The 22,481-nt window shown below is 35.5% G+C and carries 17 protein-coding genes; 3 read left to right on the forward strand and 14 right to left on the reverse strand.

Going from position 1 to position 22,481, the window contains the following annotated elements; translation table 11 throughout:
* Positions 1-221 precede the first annotated feature (221 nt).
* The 8 genes from SFA27_RS02115 to tsf form a co-directional block, all read right to left on the reverse strand.
* The gene (locus SFA27_RS02115) at positions 222-662 is read right to left on the reverse strand and encodes a DUF6759 domain-containing protein (protein ID WP_407295863.1); all 441 of its coding nucleotides are present in this window, start codon (positions 660-662) and stop codon (positions 222-224) included.
* A gap of 6 nt (positions 663-668) precedes the next feature.
* The gene (locus SFA27_RS02120) at positions 669-1,370 is read right to left on the reverse strand and encodes a DUF6759 domain-containing protein (protein WP_047373578.1); all 702 of its coding nucleotides are present in this window, start codon (positions 1,368-1,370) and stop codon (positions 669-671) included.
* Between the two features lie 20 nt (positions 1,371-1,390).
* Positions 1,391-2,068 carry a tRNA (guanosine(46)-N7)-methyltransferase TrmB gene (trmB, locus tag SFA27_RS02125; protein ID WP_047373577.1) on the reverse strand — a complete coding sequence of 226 codons (678 nt, stop codon included), beginning with the start codon at positions 2,066-2,068 and terminating at the stop codon, positions 1,391-1,393.
* Between the two features lie 96 nt (positions 2,069-2,164).
* Positions 2,165-2,929, reverse strand: coding sequence for a DUF6759 domain-containing protein (locus SFA27_RS02130; RefSeq protein ID WP_264519469.1), 765 nt, complete (start codon positions 2,927-2,929; stop codon positions 2,165-2,167).
* 282 nt (positions 2,930-3,211) lie between these two features.
* Positions 3,212-4,006 carry a hypothetical protein gene (locus tag SFA27_RS02135; protein ID WP_047373575.1) on the reverse strand — a complete coding sequence of 265 codons (795 nt, stop codon included), beginning with the start codon at positions 4,004-4,006 and terminating at the stop codon, positions 3,212-3,214.
* 190 nt (positions 4,007-4,196) lie between these two features.
* Positions 4,197-7,595: a T9SS type B sorting domain-containing protein gene (locus SFA27_RS02140; protein WP_407295868.1), complete on the reverse strand. Its 3,399-nt coding sequence runs from the start codon at positions 7,593-7,595 to the stop codon at positions 4,197-4,199.
* Between the two features lie 114 nt (positions 7,596-7,709).
* The gene (locus tag SFA27_RS02145; protein WP_047373573.1) at positions 7,710-10,532 is read right to left on the reverse strand and encodes a T9SS C-terminal target domain-containing protein; all 2,823 of its coding nucleotides are present in this window, start codon (positions 10,530-10,532) and stop codon (positions 7,710-7,712) included.
* A 351-nt stretch (positions 10,533-10,883) separates the two neighbouring features.
* Complete coding sequence (gene tsf, locus SFA27_RS02150; protein ID WP_047373572.1) at positions 10,884-11,708, reverse strand: translation elongation factor Ts; 825 nt, start codon at positions 11,706-11,708, stop codon at positions 10,884-10,886.
* 145 nt (positions 11,709-11,853) lie between these two features.
* Here tsf and SFA27_RS02155 point away from each other — a divergent pair, with 145 nt between their 5' ends.
* Positions 11,854-12,627: a DUF6759 domain-containing protein gene (locus SFA27_RS02155; RefSeq protein WP_264519472.1), complete on the forward strand. Its 774-nt coding sequence runs from the start codon at positions 11,854-11,856 to the stop codon at positions 12,625-12,627.
* Positions 12,628-12,683: 56 nt separating this feature from the next.
* Here the strand turns inward: SFA27_RS02155 and SFA27_RS02160 are convergent, their stop codons facing one another.
* Together SFA27_RS02160 and gltX are read right to left on the reverse strand one after the other, a co-directional pair.
* Positions 12,684-13,640 (reverse strand): acetyl-CoA carboxylase carboxyltransferase subunit alpha, encoded by a 957-nt coding sequence (locus tag SFA27_RS02160; RefSeq protein ID WP_047373570.1) that lies wholly within the window; start codon positions 13,638-13,640, stop codon positions 12,684-12,686.
* A 49-nt stretch (positions 13,641-13,689) separates the two neighbouring features.
* Complete coding sequence (gene gltX, locus SFA27_RS02165; protein ID WP_407295988.1) at positions 13,690-15,198, reverse strand: glutamate--tRNA ligase; 1,509 nt, start codon at positions 15,196-15,198, stop codon at positions 13,690-13,692.
* A 437-nt stretch (positions 15,199-15,635) separates the two neighbouring features.
* Between gltX and SFA27_RS02170 the strand changes: the two genes are divergently transcribed.
* The gene (locus SFA27_RS02170) at positions 15,636-17,033 is read left to right on the forward strand and encodes an MAC/perforin domain-containing protein (RefSeq protein ID WP_407295990.1); all 1,398 of its coding nucleotides are present in this window, start codon (positions 15,636-15,638) and stop codon (positions 17,031-17,033) included.
* Positions 17,034-17,316: 283 nt separating this feature from the next.
* Positions 17,317-18,282 (forward strand): hypothetical protein, encoded by a 966-nt coding sequence (locus SFA27_RS02175; RefSeq protein WP_407295992.1) that lies wholly within the window; start codon positions 17,317-17,319, stop codon positions 18,280-18,282.
* A gap of 57 nt (positions 18,283-18,339) precedes the next feature.
* On the opposite strand, the gene SFA27_RS02180 is transcribed toward SFA27_RS02175, so the two are convergent.
* From SFA27_RS02180 to SFA27_RS02195, 4 genes are read right to left on the reverse strand one after another with little or no spacing between them, the layout of a single operon-like run.
* On the reverse strand, positions 18,340-19,221 hold the full coding sequence (locus SFA27_RS02180) for a hypothetical protein (RefSeq protein ID WP_407295993.1): 882 nt from the start codon (positions 19,219-19,221) through the stop codon (positions 18,340-18,342).
* Positions 19,214-20,116: a glycosyltransferase family 2 protein gene (locus SFA27_RS02185; protein WP_407295996.1), complete on the reverse strand. Its 903-nt coding sequence runs from the start codon at positions 20,114-20,116 to the stop codon at positions 19,214-19,216. Before SFA27_RS02185 ends, SFA27_RS02180 begins: the two co-directional genes overlap by 8 nt.
* The gene (locus SFA27_RS02190) at positions 20,095-21,234 is read right to left on the reverse strand and encodes a glycosyltransferase (protein WP_407295998.1); all 1,140 of its coding nucleotides are present in this window, start codon (positions 21,232-21,234) and stop codon (positions 20,095-20,097) included. Before SFA27_RS02190 ends, SFA27_RS02185 begins: the two co-directional genes overlap by 22 nt.
* Complete coding sequence (locus tag SFA27_RS02195) at positions 21,231-22,481, reverse strand: glycosyltransferase family 4 protein (protein WP_407296000.1); 1,251 nt, start codon at positions 22,479-22,481, stop codon at positions 21,231-21,233. Before SFA27_RS02195 ends, SFA27_RS02190 begins: the two co-directional genes overlap by 4 nt.

Here is a 22,481-nt window from a genome sequence, read left to right on the forward strand (position 1 = left end):
TGTAATATTAGCTTAGCTGCCCGATATTTATCTTATTCTGATGGATTTAAAGAGAGTATTTACAGCTTGCTTGGTTTTTTTTATATCCTTGGTTAATTCTTATTGAGATCACTCAATAAAACCACTTATGAAGACTCAATAATTCAGTTCAGTTTCATAATTAAATAATAGTACTTGATATGAATTAAAATAAAAACCCACAGAATCCTGCGGGTTGTATGTTAGTTTGAAAGCTTTATAGAATATGAGGTGGTGACAAACTTTGTAGACTGATAGGTTGAGTTACAAATAAGTCCGGATAATCTGTAGTTTTGATTTTTAGGAACCATTGTGTATCCTACTTTTCCAGAACCGATAGGGATTTTTTTGAAGAAATTATTCCCGCTTACCGTAAGTACCATATTGCATGGAGATAGGTTTTCTACTGAAATAGAGGTCCTGGGGTTTTTCGGATCATCATCGTTAAGAAGATCACTAAGAACAGCTGCAGTTTCCGGTTTATAGGTCTTTATAAGTTCGTTATATTCTCTTTCCGTATTGGCTCTGTTACCTGAATTACCGGTAGAGGAAGGGTAGGAGGTTCTTACCGGATAGCTGCCATAATTTACATTACAGCTGGCAAGGATCATTGAAATCCCGGCAAAAACTAATAGCTTTTTCATACTAGTTTATTTTTTGGTTTTTCTTTTTTTCGAAGACTTCTTTACTTCGGCTGTTTCCTTTTTGGAAGGCTTTGCTTCTTTTTCGGGGAGTCTAGGATTATCAATCGTTACAAATATACTTTTTTTAATGTCTTTCTGAGAGATGTATTTCATATCGCAGATATTACTGTTGAGCGTATATGAACCCTTATTGATCACAATAAAATTTTCTCCATGGGCTGGAACGGCAAGGTTGTAATAATCTTTTCCTTCAATCCTCAGTACAATATTACAGTCTGAATTATTTTTGAATAAGAGTATCGCTTCCTTGCGGGTAATATCTTCATTGAACATTGCATTCAGAAGTTTCACCGTTTTTTCTTTATGCTCAGCAGAGGTTTCAGTGATAAGTTTTTTAAACTCCTCAGCGTCATCTGAATGAGGGTTTCTCATGATGCTTTTAGGAATATCGGAAATAACAGGCCTTGCTTCCATAGGCTTGGCTGTGCGGGCTCCTTTTGTCCATTCAGCATTTTTTAAAGCGATAAGCTTAGGTTTCAGTACGCTTTTCTTCGGATCATCCGGATGGGTGTTCTTAATATACTCTTCAATTTCTTTAATATCAATGCTTTTCAGAATGTCTTTATTTGCTTTTTTCTGAGCAGATATTAAGTTGGGGAACAGAAATGTGAAGAATAAAAAGAAAACAGTTAAAAGTTTTTTTTTCATCAATTGTTATTTTTATTTCATCAGCTTATCCGGAATTTAATGTAAGTAATTGTTTTTCCTTTCGCTGAGAAAAGTTCTTCATAATAGGTTTTAATATCTCTAAGGTGTTCGGTATTAGGATCATATTCCGGTGCTCCGTAGATATCATGATGTGCACTAATGATTTCATAGCCAGCTCCCTGCAAATATCCCAGTGTATATCCATGTAAGAACTCTGAATCAGTTTTTAAATGAATAATACCGCCAGGTTTCAGAAACTTTTTGTAACGGTTTAAAAAATCAGGGTGAGTCAATCTGTGCTTTGTTCTTCTATATTTTATCTGTGGATCCGGGAATGTAATCCAGATTTCATCTACTTCATTTTCAGCAAAAAAATGATCCACAAGCTCGATCTGTGACCTGAGAAAAGCGACATTATTCATGTTGCTGTCTACTGCTTCTTTAGCACCAAACCAGAATCTTGCCCCTTTAATATCAATTCCGATAAAGTTTTTTTCAGGAAATGTTTTTGCAAGTCCTACAGAATATTCTCCTTTTCCACAACCTAATTCCAATACAATAGGATTGTCATTTTTAAAGAAATTTTCTCTCCATTTTCCTTTAAGTTCAAAACCTTGTAAGGCATCTTCCCTTGTAGGTTGGATTACATTTGGTAATATTTTGTTTTCTGCAAATCTTGCTAATTTATTCTTGCCCATTGAGTTATAAAATGAGTGCAAAAATAGTGAAAATTTATGGAGAATCTCTGCCTTTTGATGGTAAAAGACAGAGAGATAATCTGTTTATGATTGTAGCTACTGGCTTCCTAAAGCCACCATAATAGGTCTTTCAATTGTTTTTTGTGAAGCATATTGAGCACCACAAACAAGGCTGGTGAAAAGATACTGGCCTTTTTCTATAACAATTGAACCTTCACCCTGAGCAGGGACTGCCAGTCTGTACTTGGTAGTACCTACACCTTCCATCCTTACAATGATATTACAGTCTGATTTATTTTGAATCAGAACAATGCATTCTTTAGAATTGGGGTCATTATCGAATAAAGAGTTTAGGATTTTTACAGTTTTATTTTTGTGCTCTATGGGAGATACCGCCATAAGCATATTGAATTCTTCTGCTTCTGCATTAGGAATTGCTGTATTGGCTGAAGCATTGACAACAAAAGTATTCTGAGCAGTGCTCGGAGTATAAACGGTGGTAGGTTGTTTTGCTGCTAATTCAGCCTTATATTTTGCAATCTGCTTTTGTTTGATAATAGCATTCATTTCATCAAAGGTGATCTTTGTAGAAGGTCTTCTCCTCAGCATGGCAAGCATTTCCTGCATGTCTTTTACTTTCTGATCGGCCGGATGTGCATTTTTGATGTATTCTTTCATCATGTCCATTACTCTTGGTTTCAGGACAGATCTCCGCGGATCATCAGGATGGGCATCTCTTAAGAAGGCATTAATTTCGTAGATATTCTTACTTTTCAGAATATTACTATAGTCTTTCCCCTTTTTTTGAGCAGACATAGTAAAGAAAAACATACAACAAAGAAGTAAAAGTACTTTTTTCATTAATTGATATTAAGTTTAAAATTGGGTGCTTTTCTCTTAATTTGCGTTTTTGGCTGTTAGTTTTTTATTTGGATAACGAAATACAGGTCTTTTTATTTTAAACACTTGTTTGTGAGATAAAATTAAACATATTTTTGAATATTGCGGAATGATATGTAATAAAAGTTGAATAATCTTCATTGGATGCAGTGTGGAAGGGGAATACCGAAGGATTCCTTTTTATTTCAAAAAAATAATCCATGTGAAAGACATGGATTATTTATATGTATTGGAATTATTTCTCTAATTATTGCTTACAACCTCCTGAAGGTGTGAGCTTCTAAGTCTTTTCTGATAGATGGGCAGATATTTTTCAATAGGAATCTTTACGGCTTCAAAGTTTCCGGCCAATACATAAGCCTGAATGTTTTCAGAAGTATAAACGAATTGAAGGAAGTTATCAATTAAATTCTCAGGAATTTTAAATTTTGTAAAGTAATCTTTCCCCAGATAGTTTTTGATTTGTGCAACGGAACTGTTCATTCTTTCGTATGCCTGATAACGCTGTTTTTTCTTTCTCTCGCCGGAAAGAATATCATAGATACTTTCAAGGCTGAAGGTAAGCCCGCCATCTCTCAGCCCGGCAACAGGAAGTTCAGGAGGCGTTCCGTCACCTTTTGGTTCTGGAAGCCCGATTACTTTTTTAAGAGCATATGCTTTATCTTCTTTTCTTAAAGAATTTACATCATACCGAAGGTTTCCGGTAGGTTTGAACCTGCTGAGTACAATTTCCTGAATTTCGTAGTATGCAATTTTAAGCTCAACCAGATTTTTTTGTGTCATTGATTGAGGCGTCAGCTTAATATCTTTTCTTTCGGTAACAATAGAGGTAAACCGGATCACATCTCCGGGATTGGCAGGGATACTAAAATTACCATTATAGTCCGTAAGAACGGTTTTCTGGATATTCAGATTAGTGACATATACCTGATTGAGATATAAAATAGAGTTGTCTCTCAGAAATACCTCTCCGGAATATATTTGGGCATTAATTTTTGCCAGAAAAACCAATAGCAGTAGAGTAAACAGTTTCTTCATATAATGCGCAAAATTACATAGAAATAAAGCAATTTTGCCTAGTTAGATGAAGAATAGTGGTTAAAGTTATATTAAACTTTAACATTAAACTGTTAAGGACTGTTAGAAATATGCAATTACCTTAAAGAAGAGTTTATATAAGTAAAGAAGCCGGAAGAAAGTTCAGTATCCTTTCTTACGGCTTCCTTTTTTATCGATGCTTTACAAGCAGCCAGCTCGAATATTTTACCATGAGAGAAGAGCCATACTCCGTCCAGCTGATAAAATACCAATAGGTTGCTGTAGGGACATATCTTCCACCTATTCTTCCGTCCCAGGTGTATCTGTTTTCCGGAGTTCCTCTGAAGACTTCTGCACCATACCGGTCAAAGATCCTGAATACAAGATTATCATTGGCCATTAAAGCAGAATAGTCTATTCCTTCATTATAACCATCTCCATTCGGAGTAATCGTGTTGATCAGGTTAATAATGGCAAATGGTTTTTTGACTTCTTCACACATTTTAGAATCTCTTACAAATACATTGTGTGCTCCTCTTGGTACGTTGTAGAATACGTTGGAACTCTGCCATACCACGCCATCCAAAGAATATTCGTAAGGCGGGGTACCACCGCTTACTCCAACTTTTACCGTTGTTCCATCAATTTCAATAGATGTAATCATAGGAAGCGGCAATTCTGTAACATTCACATACTGTTTGTAAACACAGCCATTGAAGGTAAGCTCTACCCAATAACTTCCAGGGGCAACATTGGTGATAGAAGGTGTAGTAGCTCCCGTGCTCCATAAATATCTTTCAAAGCCAGGCCCTGCATCCAATGTAGTAGTGGTTTTTGGGCAGATAGCCTTATCTTTTAATACATCCGATTTTTTAGGAACTTTAATGTTGATTTTAAGAGTACCTACTTCCGGACAGACTCCATTTTTTTCAAAACGGATATAATAAGTTTGTGAAGTTGTAATATTAACAGGTGATGAAACGATATTTACATTATTCTGAGCATCCGCCAAAGTTGCGTGAAAAGTGAAAGTGACATTGGGATCTAAGGTAAACTGAGGGATAAACTGAGCCAGGTTCACACTTTTTATTCCATCCAGATCATCATCACAAACGCTTTCCGTAACGGTTTTGGTAATCAATGTTACTTTAGCTCCTATACTGAATTGTAAAGGTTTGATCACAGAGGCACAGCCATCCGGAGAATCTACTCTGATGTAAATTGTAGTGGTTGCTGTATAACTCCAGCTGTTAGGAAGAGTATTGTTATTTCCGGCATTGGCATCTGCAAGATTTGCGTAATACCTTACATTGGTAAAGTAGTTAGGATTATTAAGTACAATAGGAGTGATATTGGAAAGGATGAGAGTAACGGTTCCATCCAGATTATCATCACAGAAAATACCATTGTAGTTATCCAGAACAATTGCTTTATTGAAAAGAGATAATGTAATCTGAGCAATACTTTTACAGCCAATATTGTTTTTGACAACAGCATATATGATGGTAGCATTCGGTGCTGTATACGATGTTGTATTGGTGATCAATGCTGCGGCATTTTCATTTTGAGCATCTATAAGGGTAGGATAGTAGGTGATGGTAACAGGTGAATTATTGGTAACATTGGCAGTTGTCAAGTTGAATGTGCCCTGTCCGTTTATATCACAGGCAGATAATGTTGTGTTCATTACAGTAAGAGCCTGAATATTGATGGTAACTGTTATCGTTTCACAATCCGGAAAGTCCGGATCATTTCCACAGAATGTATAAGTGAAGGTATCTGTTCCGGATGTACCGGGAGTATTTACCGTATATGTAATGATTCCTGTAGCAGGGTTTACCACTGCAGTACCCAGAGCAGGAGCTGTTGTAATCGCTACCGTGCCGGGAACAGGAGTTTGTGATGAGCTGCTGAAGGCTGGGGTTATAGTCTGCGAAGTACATACATTGTAAGAAGCATTGGAAAGTTTTGTACAATTCAGGACTTTAAATTTTTCAGTGACTAAAGGTGCACAGCTTCCCATTGTTACAGAGCATGTATAATTTCCGGGTAGTGTAGGGGTGATTGAAGATGCCGTAGCTCCCGGAACAAGTGTGCCGTTTCTGTACCATTGATAAGTATCATAGATAAGCGGGTCTACTGTAAGAACAATACCTGGAATACAGCCGTCGCCTGATTGTAAAATAACAGGCTGCGTAGGAAAACCGGCAAAAAAGCCTCCATATCCTACGGCATCACTTCCAGCGGTGATTCCTGCCATAATAGCTTTGTTTGAAACTACAGTAATGGTACCCGTTACATTGGGAATTCCATAAGTAACCCAGTTGGTAGTTCCTGTCATGTTATAAGGACCTGTTATCGCAGGAGGATTAGCCCCATTTACTGTAATAACAGCTCCTCTTTCCGTTATAAGATTCAGTTTTGTCGGGATGTTCAGAATACCTCCGGGATTACCATTGGAATGAACAAAGTTTTCATTAATAAGACCGAGTTCATTAATTTGTTTCGGAAGGTAACAATTCAAAGCCGGAATAAAATTGAATCCTCCGGTAGCTGTTTCATTTCCCGAATTTGAATCTCCGGCTAAAATCTGATAGACATAAGCGTTTTTTGATGTTTTGACATATAAATTATAATGCCCGTTTCCCTGAAGAATATATTTGGAATCAGGAATAACAAAATATTTTCCTGCATTAATGGTAGCTACAGGAGGTATTTCATTGTTGACAAAGATCTGAGTATTGTCCTCAGTGGCAATAACAACAGCGCCTTCCATATTGGCACCTATCGGTCCGTTCCCTTTTACAAGGGCAAATTCATTTCCAAGCCTGTTAACAGGTACGGCCTGATCCATTAAAATATCTGAACTGGATGGGAAATTTCCTGCATATTGCCCGTTAAAATTTCCATTGGTTACATTGACAGGTTTGTCTGAAATAATTTTTGAACCAATAAAACCATCAAAGTTTCCTGCTATATCCCCGATTCCGTCAATGATGTAAGACTGTCCTTTATTTAAAGTAAATGTCATTGTAGGGTTGGTAGCTCCGGTGGTTCCATTAGAAAACTGAACGGCAGGGTTGTATCCGGAAATGGTGACGGTGGTGTTATCTTCTGTGGCCAGTACACTGGTCATGAAATTCAGAATATTGTTGCTCACTGTGATAGGAGCAGAAGCTGCGTAAAACGTTTTTCCAGTAGAAGGAATTCCCTTGGAAGTAATGATTTCCGCGTGGTTGAATACCGAGAACCTTAAATTGGCATAAAAAGGAAATTCTGCTTTAAGGTATAACCCTTTGGTTGTAGGGGTAAATAAATCCGTCTGTTGTGTAGTAATTATATAATTCCTTAATACATCAAATTTCTGCGGATTATTTTTGCTGATATTTACCGTTCCGATCAGAACATTATTGTTATAAATATTTACAGGAAAAGGAGTTGTTCTGCTGGTGGATAAATACAGTTTCTGATAAGGATTGGGAGCGCCAGTCCTGTCTACCATCGGGGCAAACCAATGCTCTCGGTCCAATTGGGCAAAAGCAGAGGTGAAAATATAAAATATAAATAAAAAAGATAGAATTTTCTTCATTCAGCAGTAGTATTTATCACAAATTTAATAATAAAAAGTATTAAATGCTTGAAAATGTAATAAAAAAGCCACGATTATGAAATCGTGGCTTACCAATATGGTTTTAACTAATTATTACTCTCTGTTTTTGACAAGAATCCAACCTGTATATTTTATTGGAGTCTTTTCTTTATTGGATTCATTCCAGTTGATATGATACCAGTATGTTCCTGTTCCAAGTTTCTTATCAAAGTGTTTTCCGTCCCATCTGTAGTTGTTGAATTTATTTCCGGTAAATACCATATTTCCATATCTGTCATATACTACAAAACTTAGGTTTTCTTTATAAGCAAGCTCACTGTAATCTATATAGTCATTTACGTTATCCCCATTAGGAGTAATGGCATTTAATAGATTAGGAATCGTAATTTCTACAGCAGTAGGAGTACAGTTATAAAAATCTTTTACATAGAAAGTATGCTGTCCTCTTGTTAAACCTGTGAAGACATTTGAATCCTGCCAGTTAGCAGTTCCGTCAACCGCATATTTGAGAGGTGCTTTACCTCCGCTTACAATTACTGTTGCTGTATTGTTATTGATCTCAATGGTTTGGATTACCGGATCTTCAACTTTTTTAACTTTTACAGTCTGAGGAAGGAAACATCCGTTCTTACCAAGTATTACAGTGTATTCTCCAACACCTACGTCTCTGATACCTGAAGTGGTAGCACCAGTGCTCCATTGGTAAGAGTCATATCCGGGACCTGCATCCAGATTGGTTTTAGCATCCATACAGATATACTGATCTACCAATATCGGAGATTTTTTGATTGGAAGTACAATTAATTCAATTTTTGCATTTGCTGTACATCCTTCAGCGGTTGTTACTTTCACATATACGAATCCTCCTGTTGAAGGGAAATTATCCGGTGTTGTGATTTCATTGATTCCAGCAGTAAGATCATTCAGAGTACGGTAGTATTTTTTAGTAACGGCATTATAATCTGTTACTTTAGCTTTCGTAAGATCAAAATAAGCATAAGGAGCTACATCATACCAGCATGCCTTAATAGAAGTATCCGTTACAATGAATGGTACTACAGTAAGGTTTAGTGTTACCTGCTCACAATCTGTAAACTCAACTGAGTTTCCACAGAATTTATAAACTATTTTATCTGGACCTAAATATCCTGCATTTGGAGTATAAGTGATTGTTCCGTTTGGATTCACCACTGCTGTTCCTTTTGTAGGAGGAGTTAAAATTACTACTGTACTTGGCACCACAGTCTGAGTGGATGAAGTAAATGCTGGGGTAATAATTTTAGTAGAACAAGCATTAAGAGCCTGTGTTGTTTCTTTTAAACACGTTTGTACTTTATAGATAGGTGTTGTAACAGGAGGACATGTTCCCATTGTTACTTTAACCGTATAATTTCCTGATTGTGTAGGAGTATAAGTATAAGTTGTTGCCCCCGCAATAGCTACTCCGTCACGATACCACTGATAGGTTTCGTATCCGTCATCTAATTCAAGAATAATTCCTGGTACACATTCACCTGTTTTTTTTGCGATTACAGGGATGGATGAGAACCCGGCAAAATAACCTCCGTATCCTGCAGAACTGAATCCTCCGTTGATACCTGCTGTTACCGCTTTTGTAGAAGTGATTTTAATATTTCCGCTTACTCCGGTGATCCCATATGTTACCCAGTTAGAATTTCCTGTTACAGGATATGGTCCGTCTGTTGTTGCTACTGGGGCATCATTTACCATTACAGTAGCTCCGGTTTCTGTTAAGATATTTAATTTTACAATGATATCCTGAACTGCACTAGCTCCTGCTGGCCCAATAGGCATCTCATTGATCTTTCCGATTTCATCAATTTTTCTCGGAAGGAAACAGTTCAATGGCGGTATATAGTTGAATCCATTGGTAGCTTCACTTCCCAGAATTCCAATAAATTGGTATAAGTATACATTTTTAGTTGTAGAGATGAACATATTTGAATGTCCTGAAGTACCCTGAGCCACATAGCTGGTTTCATTTATTCTGTACCAGTCTCCGGCAGCAAGTGTTGCAACAGAAGTACCACCTCCATTTAAAAATACTTCAGTGTTATCTTCAGTAGCAACAATAAGGCCTCCTTCCATATTTTGGGTGGGAGCAGTAGACCTTGTTTTTACCATTGCAAAAGTATTTCCAAGTCTGTCAACCGGTACAGACTGATCCAGAACCGGATCACTTCCTGAAGGGGAAGTGGAGAAGTTGGCATTACAGCTTCCGTTAGTAAGTGTTACTGGTTTGTCAGCTACTATTTTTGCACCGATAAAACCAGTCTTGTTGGCAGACTGAGATCCGGATCCTGCGAAAATGAAGGATTGTCCTTTCTGTAATGTAAAAGAATGAGTGTTACCAGTAGGAGTTCCATTGATGAATACTACTCCGGCAGTAGGGTTCCATGATACTGTTACGTTGGTATTATCTTCAGTGGCAAGTACACCTGCTGTAAAGTTCTGAATACTGCTGGTAATGGTATTGGGAGCCGTAGCAACGAAGAATGTTTTTCCAATTCCTGCTCTTCCTTTACTGGTGATTACTTCCCCGTGAACACTTTGGGCAAGTCTTAAACTACAGTAGAAAGGTTTTGCTGCTTTTAAATAAAGTCCTTTATTACCCACATTGAATGCTTCAGTAGAGGTACCTGTTGAGATAAGGTTATTGGCAACTTTGTAGGTTTGCGGGCTGCCTTTACTGATGGTAACTGTAGTAACTAGAGTATTATTGTTATAAATGGTTACATCAATGGGAGTTGGTGAATCAGTGGAAAGGTATATCATATTGGTATATCCTCCGACACTGTCATAATAAGGAGCAATCCAATGCTCGGTATCCCTTTGCGCAAAGAGTGTATTAATTGTAAAAAAAATTAATACCAGACTGAGTAGAAATCTTTTCATGTGTATGGAATTAGGATTTCTACAAAATTAAAATAAAAAATGAAATACTTTTAATAAAATATAAAGAAATGTTAAAAAAATATTCCCGATTTCTAAATAAAAGCCTTCTTGGGTATGAAACTGGCAATTGAGTTTTACGTAAGTCTATCGAATAACATGTTGATATATCTCATTATTGAGATATATTTTGTTTGATTTTTCGTGACAAAGATAATTTTTATCGGAAGGCTTATGTTAAATTTTGCTTAATTACCCCAGATATCAGTCTGTGTATTATTACAATTGAAGGATTTTGTGAATAAAAAATCCCGGTGAATTTCACCGGGATTCAATATTTTTTTGAAGATGAGCTTATAAGCTTACTCTTACAAATCCTGTTACTTTTAGATCTGCGTTTACAGATTTTACATAGTCAGCAACTGAGATACTTCCGTCTTTAATGAAATCCTGGTGTACCAAAGTATTGTCTTTGTAGAATCTCTGCATTTTACCTTTAAGGATATTATCGATAATATTTGCAGGCTTACCTTCTTCAGTAAGTTTGTGTCTTTCGATCTCTAATTCTTTATCAATAGTTTCCTGAGAAACTCTTGTTTCGTCCAAAGCGATTGGGTTCATAGCAGCAACCTGCATAGAAACAGCTTTAGCAGCTTCGTCAGCTCCTTCTACTTTAGCAGAAAGAGAAGAGATTGCAGCAATTTTGTTTCCAGCGTGGATATAAGCTCCTAAGAAATCTCCCTGAATTCTTTCGAAAGATCCGATTTCAATTTTCTCACCGATAACTCCTGTTTGCTCAACTAATTTTTCAGCAACAGTCATTCCGTGGAAATCTGTAGCTAAAAGCTCTTCTTTAGTAGCAGCAAAAATTGCCATTTCAGCTAATTCGTAAGCTAGTTCGATGAACGCTTCATTTTTAGCAACGAAGTCAGTTTCGCAGTTTAGAGAGATCACTACACCTAAAGTGTTGTCTTCGTTTACTCTTGCGATTACTGCACCTTCAGCAGATTCTCTGTCAGCTCTGTTAGCAGCAACTTTCTGTCCTTTTTTTCTAAGGATATCTACCGCTTTTTCGAAGTCTCCTTCAGCTTCAACTAGAGCTTTCTTGCAGTCCATCATACCTGCACCTGTTTGGTTTCTCAATTTTGCTACGTCTGCAGCAGCTGGTGTATAAGACATAATATCTATTATTTTTTTTATTTAAGATTAGTATTAATTTTTAGCTTAAATTTAGAGCAGTGCAAAGATAATGATTTTAATGATAAACTAAAAAATGACTTTTCACGTTATTAATATATTTAATACTATTTTAAAGATTTGATTAATGAAAAAAATCTTATTCCTTCTATTTATATGCATTTTCTCACTTGGTTTTTCCCAAAAAAAGAAAAAAACAAAATCTAAAGCTGTTGTTGAAAAAGAAACTGTAATTATCTATACAGAGCAGGAAGCTGAGATTTCAAAAGAAGCCAGAGTAATTGCGGGCTTTTTGAAACAGAATCCGGGGCATGCTAAAACAGATTATTTTAAAAGAAAACTGATTGATATTATCATGGCAGGTAATTCTCCTGAAGCAAAACCTACGATCAGACCAATCAGCAAAGAAAAAATTGAAAACATCGTTAAGAATAATGAGTTGAACAGCGGTAAAACCATGGCTGCAAATAAAACCTATACAGCCAATGGCAAGCCTGTTTCAAATAATACCGCTGCCGCTATTGAAGCCTTAAAAGAAGAAAGGAGAACAACTACCTTTGCTTCGGTAGGCTCTGCAGGCTCAGCAAAAAGTGCTGGTACTTCTAAAGCCGGGCCTAGTGAAGAAAATAAAAAAACAGCAGCAATGCTTACCCATCTTTTTAATAATGATATCAACAAAAATGAAGCATATATCAATATTAAAAACAGATCTTCATGTAATCTTATTGTAAAGATAAGCGGTAAAAAATATTATAATCTGAGTGTTCCCGCAAGAGGAGAGAATTTTATTCTGGTAGATAAAGGAGAATATGTTATGACAACAATGGTATGTGACGCCAAGTATTCTGCTTTGAAAAAGATTAGCCAGGATATTGAAATTGCACTTAATGTTGCAGATTAGAAGAGAAGAAAACTAAAATAAAAAAGGTTAAGAAGAAATTCTTAACCTTTTTATTTTTATCCTTTAAACTGACCCATCGCAATGAATTTATCCTGTCTCTGGGTTTCAAGCTCCTGTCCTGTAAATTTGGAGAAAGCTTTGATGTTTTGTAAAATTGAACTTTTCAGATTTAAAAAGGTAGTCTCCTGGTCATATTGAGCTCCACCAAGTGGTTCTTCAATGATTCCGTCGATGAACTTTTCTCTTAAGGCATCTGCCGGAGTAAGGTTTAATGCATTGGCTGCATCTTCCTTGTGATCCCAGTTTCTCCATAAGATAGAAGAACAGCTTTCCGGTGCAATTACAGTATACCATGTATTTTCCAACATATATACTTTATTTCCAACACCTATTCCCAATGCGCCTCCACTGGCACCTTCTCCAATGATGTAAGTGAAGATAGGCGTTTTCAGCTGAACCATTTCAAAAATATTTCTTGCAATAGCTTCTCCTTGTCCTCTTTCTTCAGCTTCCAATCCTGGATATGCTCCCGGTGTATCTACTAAAGTTACCACAGGAATATTGAATTTTTCAGCAAGCTTCATTAGTCTTAAAGCTTTTCTGTATCCCTCAGGATTTGGCATTCCAAATCTTCTGTACTGTCTTTCTTTAGTTGTTCTTCCTTTTTGAGTCCCTATGATCATTACTTTCTGACCATCAAGGGTAATCAATCCTCCAATCATTGCCGGGTCATCAGCGAAATTTCTGTCTCCATGAAGTTCTAAGAAACTGCCTTTGTCTGCCATTCCGTTGATATAATCCAATGTGTAAGGACGATCCGGGTGGCGGGACAGTTGTACTCTTTGCCAAGGTGTAAGATTTCCATAGATTTCTTTTTTCTTTTCTAAAATCTTATCCTCAATCTGGCTGCATGCTAATTTTACATCAACACCACTTTCTTCTCCTACTAAAGAACACGTCTGGTATTGATCCATCAATTCTTTGATAGGAAGTTCGAAACTTAAATATTCCATTTCTTGAAGTAAATTAAATCTTTCAAATGTATGAAAAATTATGGTTATTCTATTTAAAATTATTTATAGCATTGTTTATTCTGGAGGTACTTTCCTCTTTACCAAGGGTTTCCAGAATGTCGGGAACGTCCGGCCCTTTCAATTCTCCTACTAAAGCCAAACGTAGCGGCATCATTACTTTACCCATACCCAGCCCTTTGCTTTCCGCAAAATCATGCATTGTATGCTTCAAGGCTTCAGCAGTAAAGTCTGTAGATCCAAAAGCTGACGCCAATTCTGCTAAAATTGTTGACGTTTCATCATTCCATGCTTTTTTAGAGGCTTTTTCATCATATGAAGCCGGAGCTTCAAAGAAGAATTTTCCGTTTTCATAAATGTCTTTAGGGAAAGTTGCTCTTTCTTTCATCAGATGAATTACTTTCAACAGTTTTTCATCAGAAGCACCTGCGAAATCAATATCTGTTTTTTTCAAGATTTGAAGAAGTTCTTCGTCAGATTTCATCTGAATATACTGATGGTTGAACCACTCTGATTTTTCTTTGCTGAATCTTGCCCCTGCTTTGTGTACTTTGTGAAGGTCAAATTCCTTAATCATTTCCTCTAATGGAAGAATTTCTTTATCATCTGCCGGAGACCAGCCTAGTAGTGCTACCATATTGATGAAAGCATCAGGAAGATAACCGTTTTCTCTGTATCCTTTGGAAACTGCACCTGTTGCCGGATCTTTGAAATCAAGCGGGAATACCGGAAACCCGAATTTATCTCCGTCTCTTTTACTTAGTTTTCCTTTTCCTTCAGGCTTTAAAATTAAAGAAAGGTGTGCAAATTGTGGTGCTTCCCACTGCATTGCTTCGTATAATAAGGTGTGGAGCCCTAAAGATGGCAGCCATTCTTCTCCACGGATGACGTGAGAGATCTCCATCTCGTGGTCATCAATAATGTTGGCGAAATGGTAAGTTGGCATTCCATCATTCTTTACCAGAACTTTATCATCTAAAGTATTGGTGTTTACAGAGAACTTTCCACGAATGATATCCTCAAGATTTAATACTCTGTCAACAGGCATTTTGAATCTTACTACATATGGAGTCTTTTCGTCCAGTAATTTTTTAACTTCTTCTTCAGAAAGAGCAAGACTGTTTCTTAAGCGGTTTCTTGTTTTATTGTCATATGAGAAAACATCACCTTTCGCTTCGTATTCTGCACGAATAGCATCCAGTTCTTCTGCAGTATCAAAAGCGATATAAGCGTAATCAGTCTTTAGTATCTGTTCTGTATATCTGTCGTAGATATCTCTTCTTTCAGACTGTCTGTAAGGAGCGAATTTTCCTCCTTTCTTAGGACTCTCATCCGGGATGATTCCGCACCATTCCAAAGCTTCTTCAATATATTCTTCAGCACCCTCTACATATCTGGCAGTATCTGTATCTTCTATTCTCAACACAAACTCTCCCCCTTGGTTTTTAGCAAAAAGGTAATCATATAATGCGGTTCTTACGCCTCCCAAATGTAATGGTCCTGTAGGACTTGGAGCAAAACGTACTCTTACTTTCTCCATTTCAATTTAAATTTTTGCAAATTTACTTAAAATTATGCGTTTAAGAGGTGATTTCTGACCCGGTATTCGTTTTTTGGTTCCAACTTTTGTATTTAGTTCTGAAGATTTTCGAGAAACACTGTTTTAAAGCTCTTAATCTTATATTTCGGATTATGATTTTAATTCATGGATAATAATTGATGAATGAGTGTGTTGTTAAATTTAAACTCATAAAGAGAAAATATTGATTTGGTTTTTGTGCTTTTTTATGAATGAAATAAAATTGATTTTTATAATTTGATTTCATTATTAAATCACTAATTAGTGATTGTTTTATTCTTTATTAATGGTTGATTAAACAATTATTAAATTCACTAAATAATGATATATATCATTATTTAATTCCCTTTTCACTGGTTGTTGAATATTATCTTTGCCGGAAACTTTTAATTAATACTATGAAAAAACAAATTTTATTTTGCTTCAGTAGTTTACTGATGCTTTTCATGAGTTCATGTTCTTCAGAAGATCTGAATACTGACGTAACTCCTGAAAATCCTGCTAAAACCAATCGATTATCAGCTGCTAAATTTGCAGGAGACGGAATTTATGATGTCTTAGGGCATGGCTTTAATGCTGCAGGCGAATATGCTAATGCCAATTCTGCAGGATTTAAAGTAGTGGATATCGATCGTTTCAAAACTGAACAGGCGGCAAGACTGGTTTCAGAAAATACCAACACCCAGGAGTATGTTGAAGAATATGGTGAGAATGCAGAAACATATTCCAAAATGGTATCTACAAAAGTAGATGTCACGGCAGGAATTCCTTTATTCAAAAAAACGCTTTCAGTAGGATTTAATTCAGCGGTAACTACCAATCATAAATTTGATGCAAAGTACATCTATGGCAGTTACAATCTTTTGATCAAACAGAAAAGATTAAGATTTAATGCTACAACAGATATGTTAGCAGATTATATCACTCCTGAATTTGCTCAGGATTTACAGACAAAATCATCACAACAAATTGTGCAGGATTATGGTACACATGTAATGGTTGATATTTATACAGGGGCAAAAATGGATATCATCTTCCAGTCTGAAACAAGAAACGAAAGTCGTGACCGCGCTGCAAGAATTGGAATAAAATTGGGAATGTCTAAAATTTTTGATGTTGATGTACAGAATGATGTCAATACATCGGAATCAACCATGAATTATTCTAAAAAATTATCATACAGAACAAGAGGAGGAGATCCTTCTAAAGGTCTGATTGGAGAACTGAATCTTGACCAGAACACTCCGAAGATCAATATAGCAAACTGGCAAAACAGTTCTACACCCAATAATTCTGTATTAGTAGATTTTGGAAATAATGGGTTAGTATTCATTTTTGATCTGGTAAAAGATCCTGTTAAAAAAGCAGAGCTTAAATCATACGTAATCCAATACCTTATCGATAATAAAGTAATGCTGGATTATATTCCGGTTCCTATTTATGGATTCTATAGCGGTTCCGATAGAGATCACCTGCTTTCTACATGGGCTGGAACTCCTAATAACTATCAGGCAGAAGGAGAGCAGTTCAAGGCATACAGCTATAAAGCGCCCAATACAGTACCTGTTTATCAGTTCTACAGCGGTAACGACAGAGATCATTACTATTCTACTTATCAGGGAACACCATGGAACTATACCTATGAAGGAATTGCATTCTACGCAACCATGGACAGTACAAAAAGACCTATTTATCAGTTCTACAGCGGTAACGACAGAGATCATTACTACAGCACTTATCCGGGAACACCTAATAATTATGTAGCAGAGGGTATTCCTTTCTATGCATATTACTAATACATATTGTTTTTTTACAACAAAGAAACCGTCTCAGTTTTGAGGCGGTTTTTTTATACAAAACGAATATTTGTAAAATATTTCTGTTGATAAAAGGGATGCTGAAAGAATATTTCCAGTAGTCTTTCATTAAAAATGTATTTTTGTAACTTATAAGTTTAGTTTATCAATGAAACGAATTTTGTCTTTATCAGATAAAATCGGTTTCAGAAACTATAGAAATAAGATTATCGTATTTCTTGAGTAGGATAGAAGCTAAATAATTTAACTTACTTACTAACAAATGAAAATTATTTTCCACGAAAATCAATTATGTTATAGAGGGACTTCCAATGCCCTTTTTGATTATGCTTATTATAATGAGGAAATGCTTGGAAACGAGTCTATGATCCTTTACCCTAAAAATAGTCCAAACAATGCTGAAGAAGCTATCGGACGTTTTAAAAAGAGGTTTAATGTTGTTGGATATAGCGATATAAAGGAAAGGGATGATATTATTAAGAAATCAAATGCAGATCTTTTCTACGCCATAAAATCCGGAGAAAGAGAAACAGATACTCCACAGGATCTTATAAAAACGGTTATTCATGCAGTTTTTAAATATAACGAACCCTATGGTGATGTCTACGCATATGTCTCTGAGTGGCTGTCAAAAACAATGAGCGACGGAAAACTTCCTTTTGTTCCTCATATTGTGGATCTTCCTGAAGTGAGTGGTGATCTTCGTGCGGAGTTGAATATTCCGAAAGACGCTGTGGTATTTGCAAGATATGGAGGAACTGAAACTTTTGATATAGATTTCGTGATGGATGCCGTAAAGAGAACCGCCCTGAAAAATAAAAATATATACTTTGTTTTTATGGGAACGGATGCATTTGTAAAAAGAAATTTTTTCAGGTCTTACAAGAATATTATTTTTCTTCCTCCTACAACGGATGTCGAAAGGAAAGTGAAATTTATTAATACTTCTGATGCATTTCTGCATGCCCGCAGACAAGGGGAGAGTTTTGGGATGGCTGTAGGTGAGTTTTCCATCAAAAATAAACCTATTATAACCTGGTCCGGATCTGATGAAAAGTCACATCTTGAGATTTTGGGAGATAAAGCGATTTTATACAGTGATAAAAAAGACATCCTTCAAATTCTGAATAACTTTAAGCCGGATCTTAATAAAAACTGGGATTGTTACTCAGAACTTTTCAATCCACGGGCAGTCATGGAGAAATTTGAAAATGTTTTTATCAAATAAATTAAAAAAAGGCTAATGTTGTAATCACATTAGCCTTTACTATTTTGTCTGAAGGAATTAAAAAAGACTTTTAATTCTCATCTTTATTTTTTTTGTGAAAGATAAGTCCAGGTTAAGTTTTTGCTGAGGATATTTCTTTGAAAAGGAAAGAATAAATTCATCAATGTTTTTTGCCGGGAAAAAGGAAAGTTCTTTCCAGATGCCTTTATATAAAGGATGGAAGTCTAAAAATGTCTTGTAATTGTCAGCGTTCACCGTTTTCCAGGAATTCAAAAACCCTGAAGTATCAAAATCGTTTTTATGCCCCCAGTTATTGATTTTTTCTGAAATTTCTCTTTCTTCACGTGCCCATGACTGGTGAATTAAATAAAAATCTAAAGGAAGAATTCTGCCTTTATTGGTATTTCTTGCATATTCATATTGAGGATAGTTTGTAATAAGCATACACTTCTCATCAAATGGTGTGATAACGAAGAATCCTTCAGCATTATGCTTGAATAATGTAACAAAGTTTACCTGAAAATTAAAAGGATTTTTAGCAGGATTCTTCAGCAGGAATGTATTTCTTCTCAAAAACTGAGCTAATACTTTGAAGTCATAAGCATATTCATCACCATCGATCTGGATATGCCATCCGCCGGATCCCATCTTTTCAGCCATCATATTTCTTTGTCTGGTCTCCAGCTCCATCGGCTGCATCCCCTCAATGAAAAAAGTGTCTTTGTAAAAGATGATTTTATTCTGAGTATCTAATTTTTTGATATCACTGAAAACACTTTCAGGAATATGAATACCATTTCCTGCCCATGTTTTATGATTGGCATCATAGCTTATCACGATACAGTCTGCGTGCTCATAAATATGCTTGAGAGATGTAAAGATGTAACAGTAATCATAAGATAAAAGATATCCTATTTTAATAATATTTTTTTTACTCATTTTTTATTTTCTCTAAATTGGAATAAAGACCGTCTAATATACCTTTTATGTAAGCTTTCGCCATAGAAAATTTTCCTTTTTTAAGTGCTTTCCTTGCGAACTTCCATCGTTCCTTGGTTACATATTGTAAATTTCCCTCATACAGTCTGCACATCCAGATTCGGTTTCTGGTGATATAATATTCGTAAAAACTGCCCTTGTCGCTGGCAAGATTAAAAGCTTCACATTGGGTATTTACAGCAATTTTCCATTTGGTGTTTTTAAGAAGGCGAAGACACCATTCAGACTCTTCATAATACATGAAAAAGCTGGTGTTCATTAAACCCACATCATCTAATATTTCCTTTCTGAACATTAATGCACTTCCATCTACATATTTTATGTTGTAATTATAATGAGGAGCATTTACATGATTCTTATCCTTTTCAGAATTGGTATGTCCACCCTGAAAACCCTCCTCGGGAAACAGCAGTCCACCATCTGAAAATATTCTGTCACGAATGTTTCTGTAGCAAATGCGGGGACCGATTATTCCAATATCCGGAAGTTCTTTTAAATCTTTATATAACTGGCTGATTGTACTGCGTGATATTTCAATGTCCGGATTTAATAATAAAAAAAAATTCTTACCGTCTTCGATAGCTTTTTTAATAGCTAAATTATTACCGAAAGCATAGCCACCGTTATAATCACTCAAAATATAGTTGATTTGCTTTTGAGATCCCAGCTTCTCAATTTCTTTTCTGTCTTTTGAATTATTATCTACTACATAAATAGATTTCTGCGGGATACCTTCGCTTAACAATGAATTAACCTCCCGATTGGTGTCATCAAAAGAATTATAATTAAGTATGATAATGGCCAAGTCATCCATTAATGTAAAATGTTTTTCCATTTTTCTATCGCTTTTTCTTCAGAAAAATTGTTCTTAAAATAGTTTTCAACCTGTATTTTCATATCCTGATAAGAAGATTCATCTTGTAATAATGACATGATTTGATCTTTGAAAAGATCTGGATTGTCAGTTACTAAGCAGCCATTTGATGTTTTTGCCGGAAAGCCATCAATCGCTCTTTCTGTTCCTACAACAGGAAGTCCGTAAGATAATGCTTCTATTACTTTGATTTTAATACCGGTACCCTCCAGCATCGGGCAAATCGCAATTTTTGACTGGTGGTAATATTCTTCTAAATTTTCTGCATATTCCACCAACTTTACTCCTTCTCTTTCCTGGAAGTGCTTGCATATCCTTCCAATAATTATAATATGAATGTTTTGGGGAAGTAAGGGATATACATGATCAAAAAACCATTTCATTGATTGAATATTGAAAATGTTTTCAGACCCCACAAAAATTAAATCATACTTTTTACCTGTATTATTTTTTTCAAAGTGAGATGTAAAGGAAGGTGGTATGTTGATTACCTTTTCACCCAAAAATCTTTTAAAAACAAGATGCTCATCTTCGGATATGGTGATCACCTTATCAAATTTTGAAAGATTATTTATCTCTTCATTGAAGCGTTTTCCAATATCTAATGATTTGTTTTTATAAAATTCATTAAGCGTGATCCAGTCGTGGGTGTCTACAATTTTTAAAGTATTTTTCATAGACTCATTATCAATTAATCCTGCCCAGAATTCATAATTGATAATGATGGCATCATACTTTTCCTTATTTAAGATGTTGATAAACTCCTTCTTTGCAAAATCTGTTAATAAGTGGTTATACTCATTAGGTTTTTTATAGAATTTTGATATTTTATGCTTCCAGTAATCTGAAGATGTTTTTACCTTCGGAGGTCTATGGTTTATTAAAAACAGCTGGTCAACAATACTTTTATCAATGTCTGTAGTGTCGTTTTGGCTCTTGTAAATTTCAGCAGACCCTACCAGATCAATATGGTATCCCATTTTTTTTAATACAGTAAGGGTAGTTTTTGCTCTTGTAGTATTTCCTGCCCTGTTTGAAAATGGATTTTCAGGAAAAAAAAACAGAATTCTTTTTGTCATGATAAAGATTTAATGGCTGAATTAAATTTGTTGATAATAGTGTCCCATGAATAGTTTTTTAAGACATAATTTTTTGCTTTATTACCTTCGGACATCAGATCTTCCTGCGTTTGCTGCAAGTAAAAAGTCAGAGCCTTGGAAAATTCAATACTGTTGATAAAACTTTTCCCGGTTTCACTTTTTTCAATATGCGAATACAGAACGTCACAGTTTTTATTGACAATGACAGGGATTTTCAGTAGCATGGCTTCTAATGTAATTAATGAAAGACTTTCATAGAATGAGGGCATTATAAGTGCGCTTGCATTTGCCAGCAGAGCATTTTTAAGCTCATGATCTACAAATCCTGTCAGGATAATATCATCTCCCTGAGTTATTTTTTCATCAAGAGAATTTTTACCTACCAAAACTAATTTTACGTCCCGGTATTCAGGATATTTTTCTTTGAAATCTTTAAAATATTCAATCATCATGACACAGCCTTTGTCTTCAACAATTCTACCTATATAAATGAAATATTTGCTTTGATAAAGATCCTGTGGTAATATGCCTGATGTAACGTCATAATCATCGAAACCAATCCCTGCAATTTCTGACTTTAGCTTTTTTGCCTGAGGATAAACTTTCTCTACAAAATCTTTTTCAATCTGTGTATTGTACATGATGAATTTCGGAAGAGAAAATAATTGGGAATATCCATCAAGATAAAACTGAGGCTCGTCATGTGCCGTTGGAATGAGAATACTTTTGTCAGCCACTTCTCTGATTCCTATATTGGTAGGATGGTATAAGTAAGTGAAGAAAATAAAAGCCTTATAATCTTCTTTTTTATCTTTTATAAACTGAATTAAATCATTGGAAAATGGCCCCTGTACTTCCAACCATTCATTGAAATTAAAATCTTTTTTGTTGTATTTAAATCTCTTATAAAGCAAATAAGGGAAGTTTAGAACGCTTAGCTTTCTGCTGTAATACTTATATAAGTTACGAACTGTTTTACTTAGCCCGCTGAATTTTTTTAAGTCTTTTTTTAAAGTTTTAAATCTTCTTACTTTAATATCATTGATGATTTCAATTCCTTCCGGATAATGATTATCCCAGTGTTCGAATTCTATAGCACAGGTTGTAATAATTTCAATATCATAGATGCCAGACAATTTTTCAGCTAACAATCTTGCGTGAAGTTCTGCACCTCCGTTGATCTCCAACCCATATCTTTGAACTACTATTGCAATTTTGTCTTTCAT

The organism is Chryseobacterium sp. HR92, from assembly GCF_045689405.1.
In the GTDB taxonomy this organism is placed as follows: Bacteria; Bacteroidota; Bacteroidia; order Flavobacteriales; family Weeksellaceae; genus Chryseobacterium; species Chryseobacterium viscerum_A.

What these genes read in the sequence shown, in the direction of transcription:
- trmB (WP_047373577.1), bottom strand. Translation starts at nt 2,068, where the DNA reads ATGGGCAAGAATAAATTAGCAAGATTTGCAGAAAACAAAATATTACCA.
- SFA27_RS02185 (WP_407295996.1), bottom strand. Translation starts at nt 20,116, where the DNA reads ATGGAAAAACATTTTACATTAATGGATGACTTGGCCATTATCATACTT.
- SFA27_RS02170 (WP_407295990.1), top strand. Translation starts at nt 15,636, where the DNA reads ATGAAAAAACAAATTTTATTTTGCTTCAGTAGTTTACTGATGCTTTTC.
- SFA27_RS02120 (WP_047373578.1), bottom strand. Translation starts at nt 1,370, where the DNA reads ATGAAAAAAAAACTTTTAACTGTTTTCTTTTTATTCTTCACATTTCTG.
- tsf (WP_047373572.1), bottom strand. Translation starts at nt 11,708, where the DNA reads ATGTCTTATACACCAGCTGCTGCAGACGTAGCAAAATTGAGAAACCAA.
- SFA27_RS02130 (WP_264519469.1), bottom strand. Translation starts at nt 2,929, where the DNA reads ATGAAAAAAGTACTTTTACTTCTTTGTTGTATGTTTTTCTTTACTATG.
- SFA27_RS02145 (WP_047373573.1), bottom strand. Translation starts at nt 10,532, where the DNA reads ATGAAAAGATTTCTACTCAGTCTGGTATTAATTTTTTTTACAATTAAT.
- SFA27_RS02160 (WP_047373570.1), bottom strand. Translation starts at nt 13,640, where the DNA reads ATGGAATATTTAAGTTTCGAACTTCCTATCAAAGAATTGATGGATCAA.
- SFA27_RS02195 (WP_407296000.1), bottom strand. Translation starts at nt 22,481, where the DNA reads ATGAAAGACAAAATTGCAATAGTAGTTCAAAGATATGGGTTGGAGATC.
- SFA27_RS02155 (WP_264519472.1), top strand. Translation starts at nt 11,854, where the DNA reads ATGAAAAAAATCTTATTCCTTCTATTTATATGCATTTTCTCACTTGGT.
- SFA27_RS02175 (WP_407295992.1), top strand. Translation starts at nt 17,317, where the DNA reads ATGAAAATTATTTTCCACGAAAATCAATTATGTTATAGAGGGACTTCC.
- SFA27_RS02135 (WP_047373575.1), bottom strand. Translation starts at nt 4,006, where the DNA reads ATGAAGAAACTGTTTACTCTACTGCTATTGGTTTTTCTGGCAAAAATT.
- SFA27_RS02190 (WP_407295998.1), bottom strand. Translation starts at nt 21,234, where the DNA reads ATGACAAAAAGAATTCTGTTTTTTTTTCCTGAAAATCCATTTTCAAAC.
- SFA27_RS02115 (WP_407295863.1), bottom strand. Translation starts at nt 662, where the DNA reads ATGAAAAAGCTATTAGTTTTTGCCGGGATTTCAATGATCCTTGCCAGC.
- gltX (WP_407295988.1), bottom strand. Translation starts at nt 15,198, where the DNA reads ATGGAGAAAGTAAGAGTACGTTTTGCTCCAAGTCCTACAGGACCATTA.
- SFA27_RS02140 (WP_407295868.1), bottom strand. Translation starts at nt 7,595, where the DNA reads ATGAAGAAAATTCTATCTTTTTTATTTATATTTTATATTTTCACCTCT.
- SFA27_RS02180 (WP_407295993.1), bottom strand. Translation starts at nt 19,221, where the DNA reads ATGAGTAAAAAAAATATTATTAAAATAGGATATCTTTTATCTTATGAT.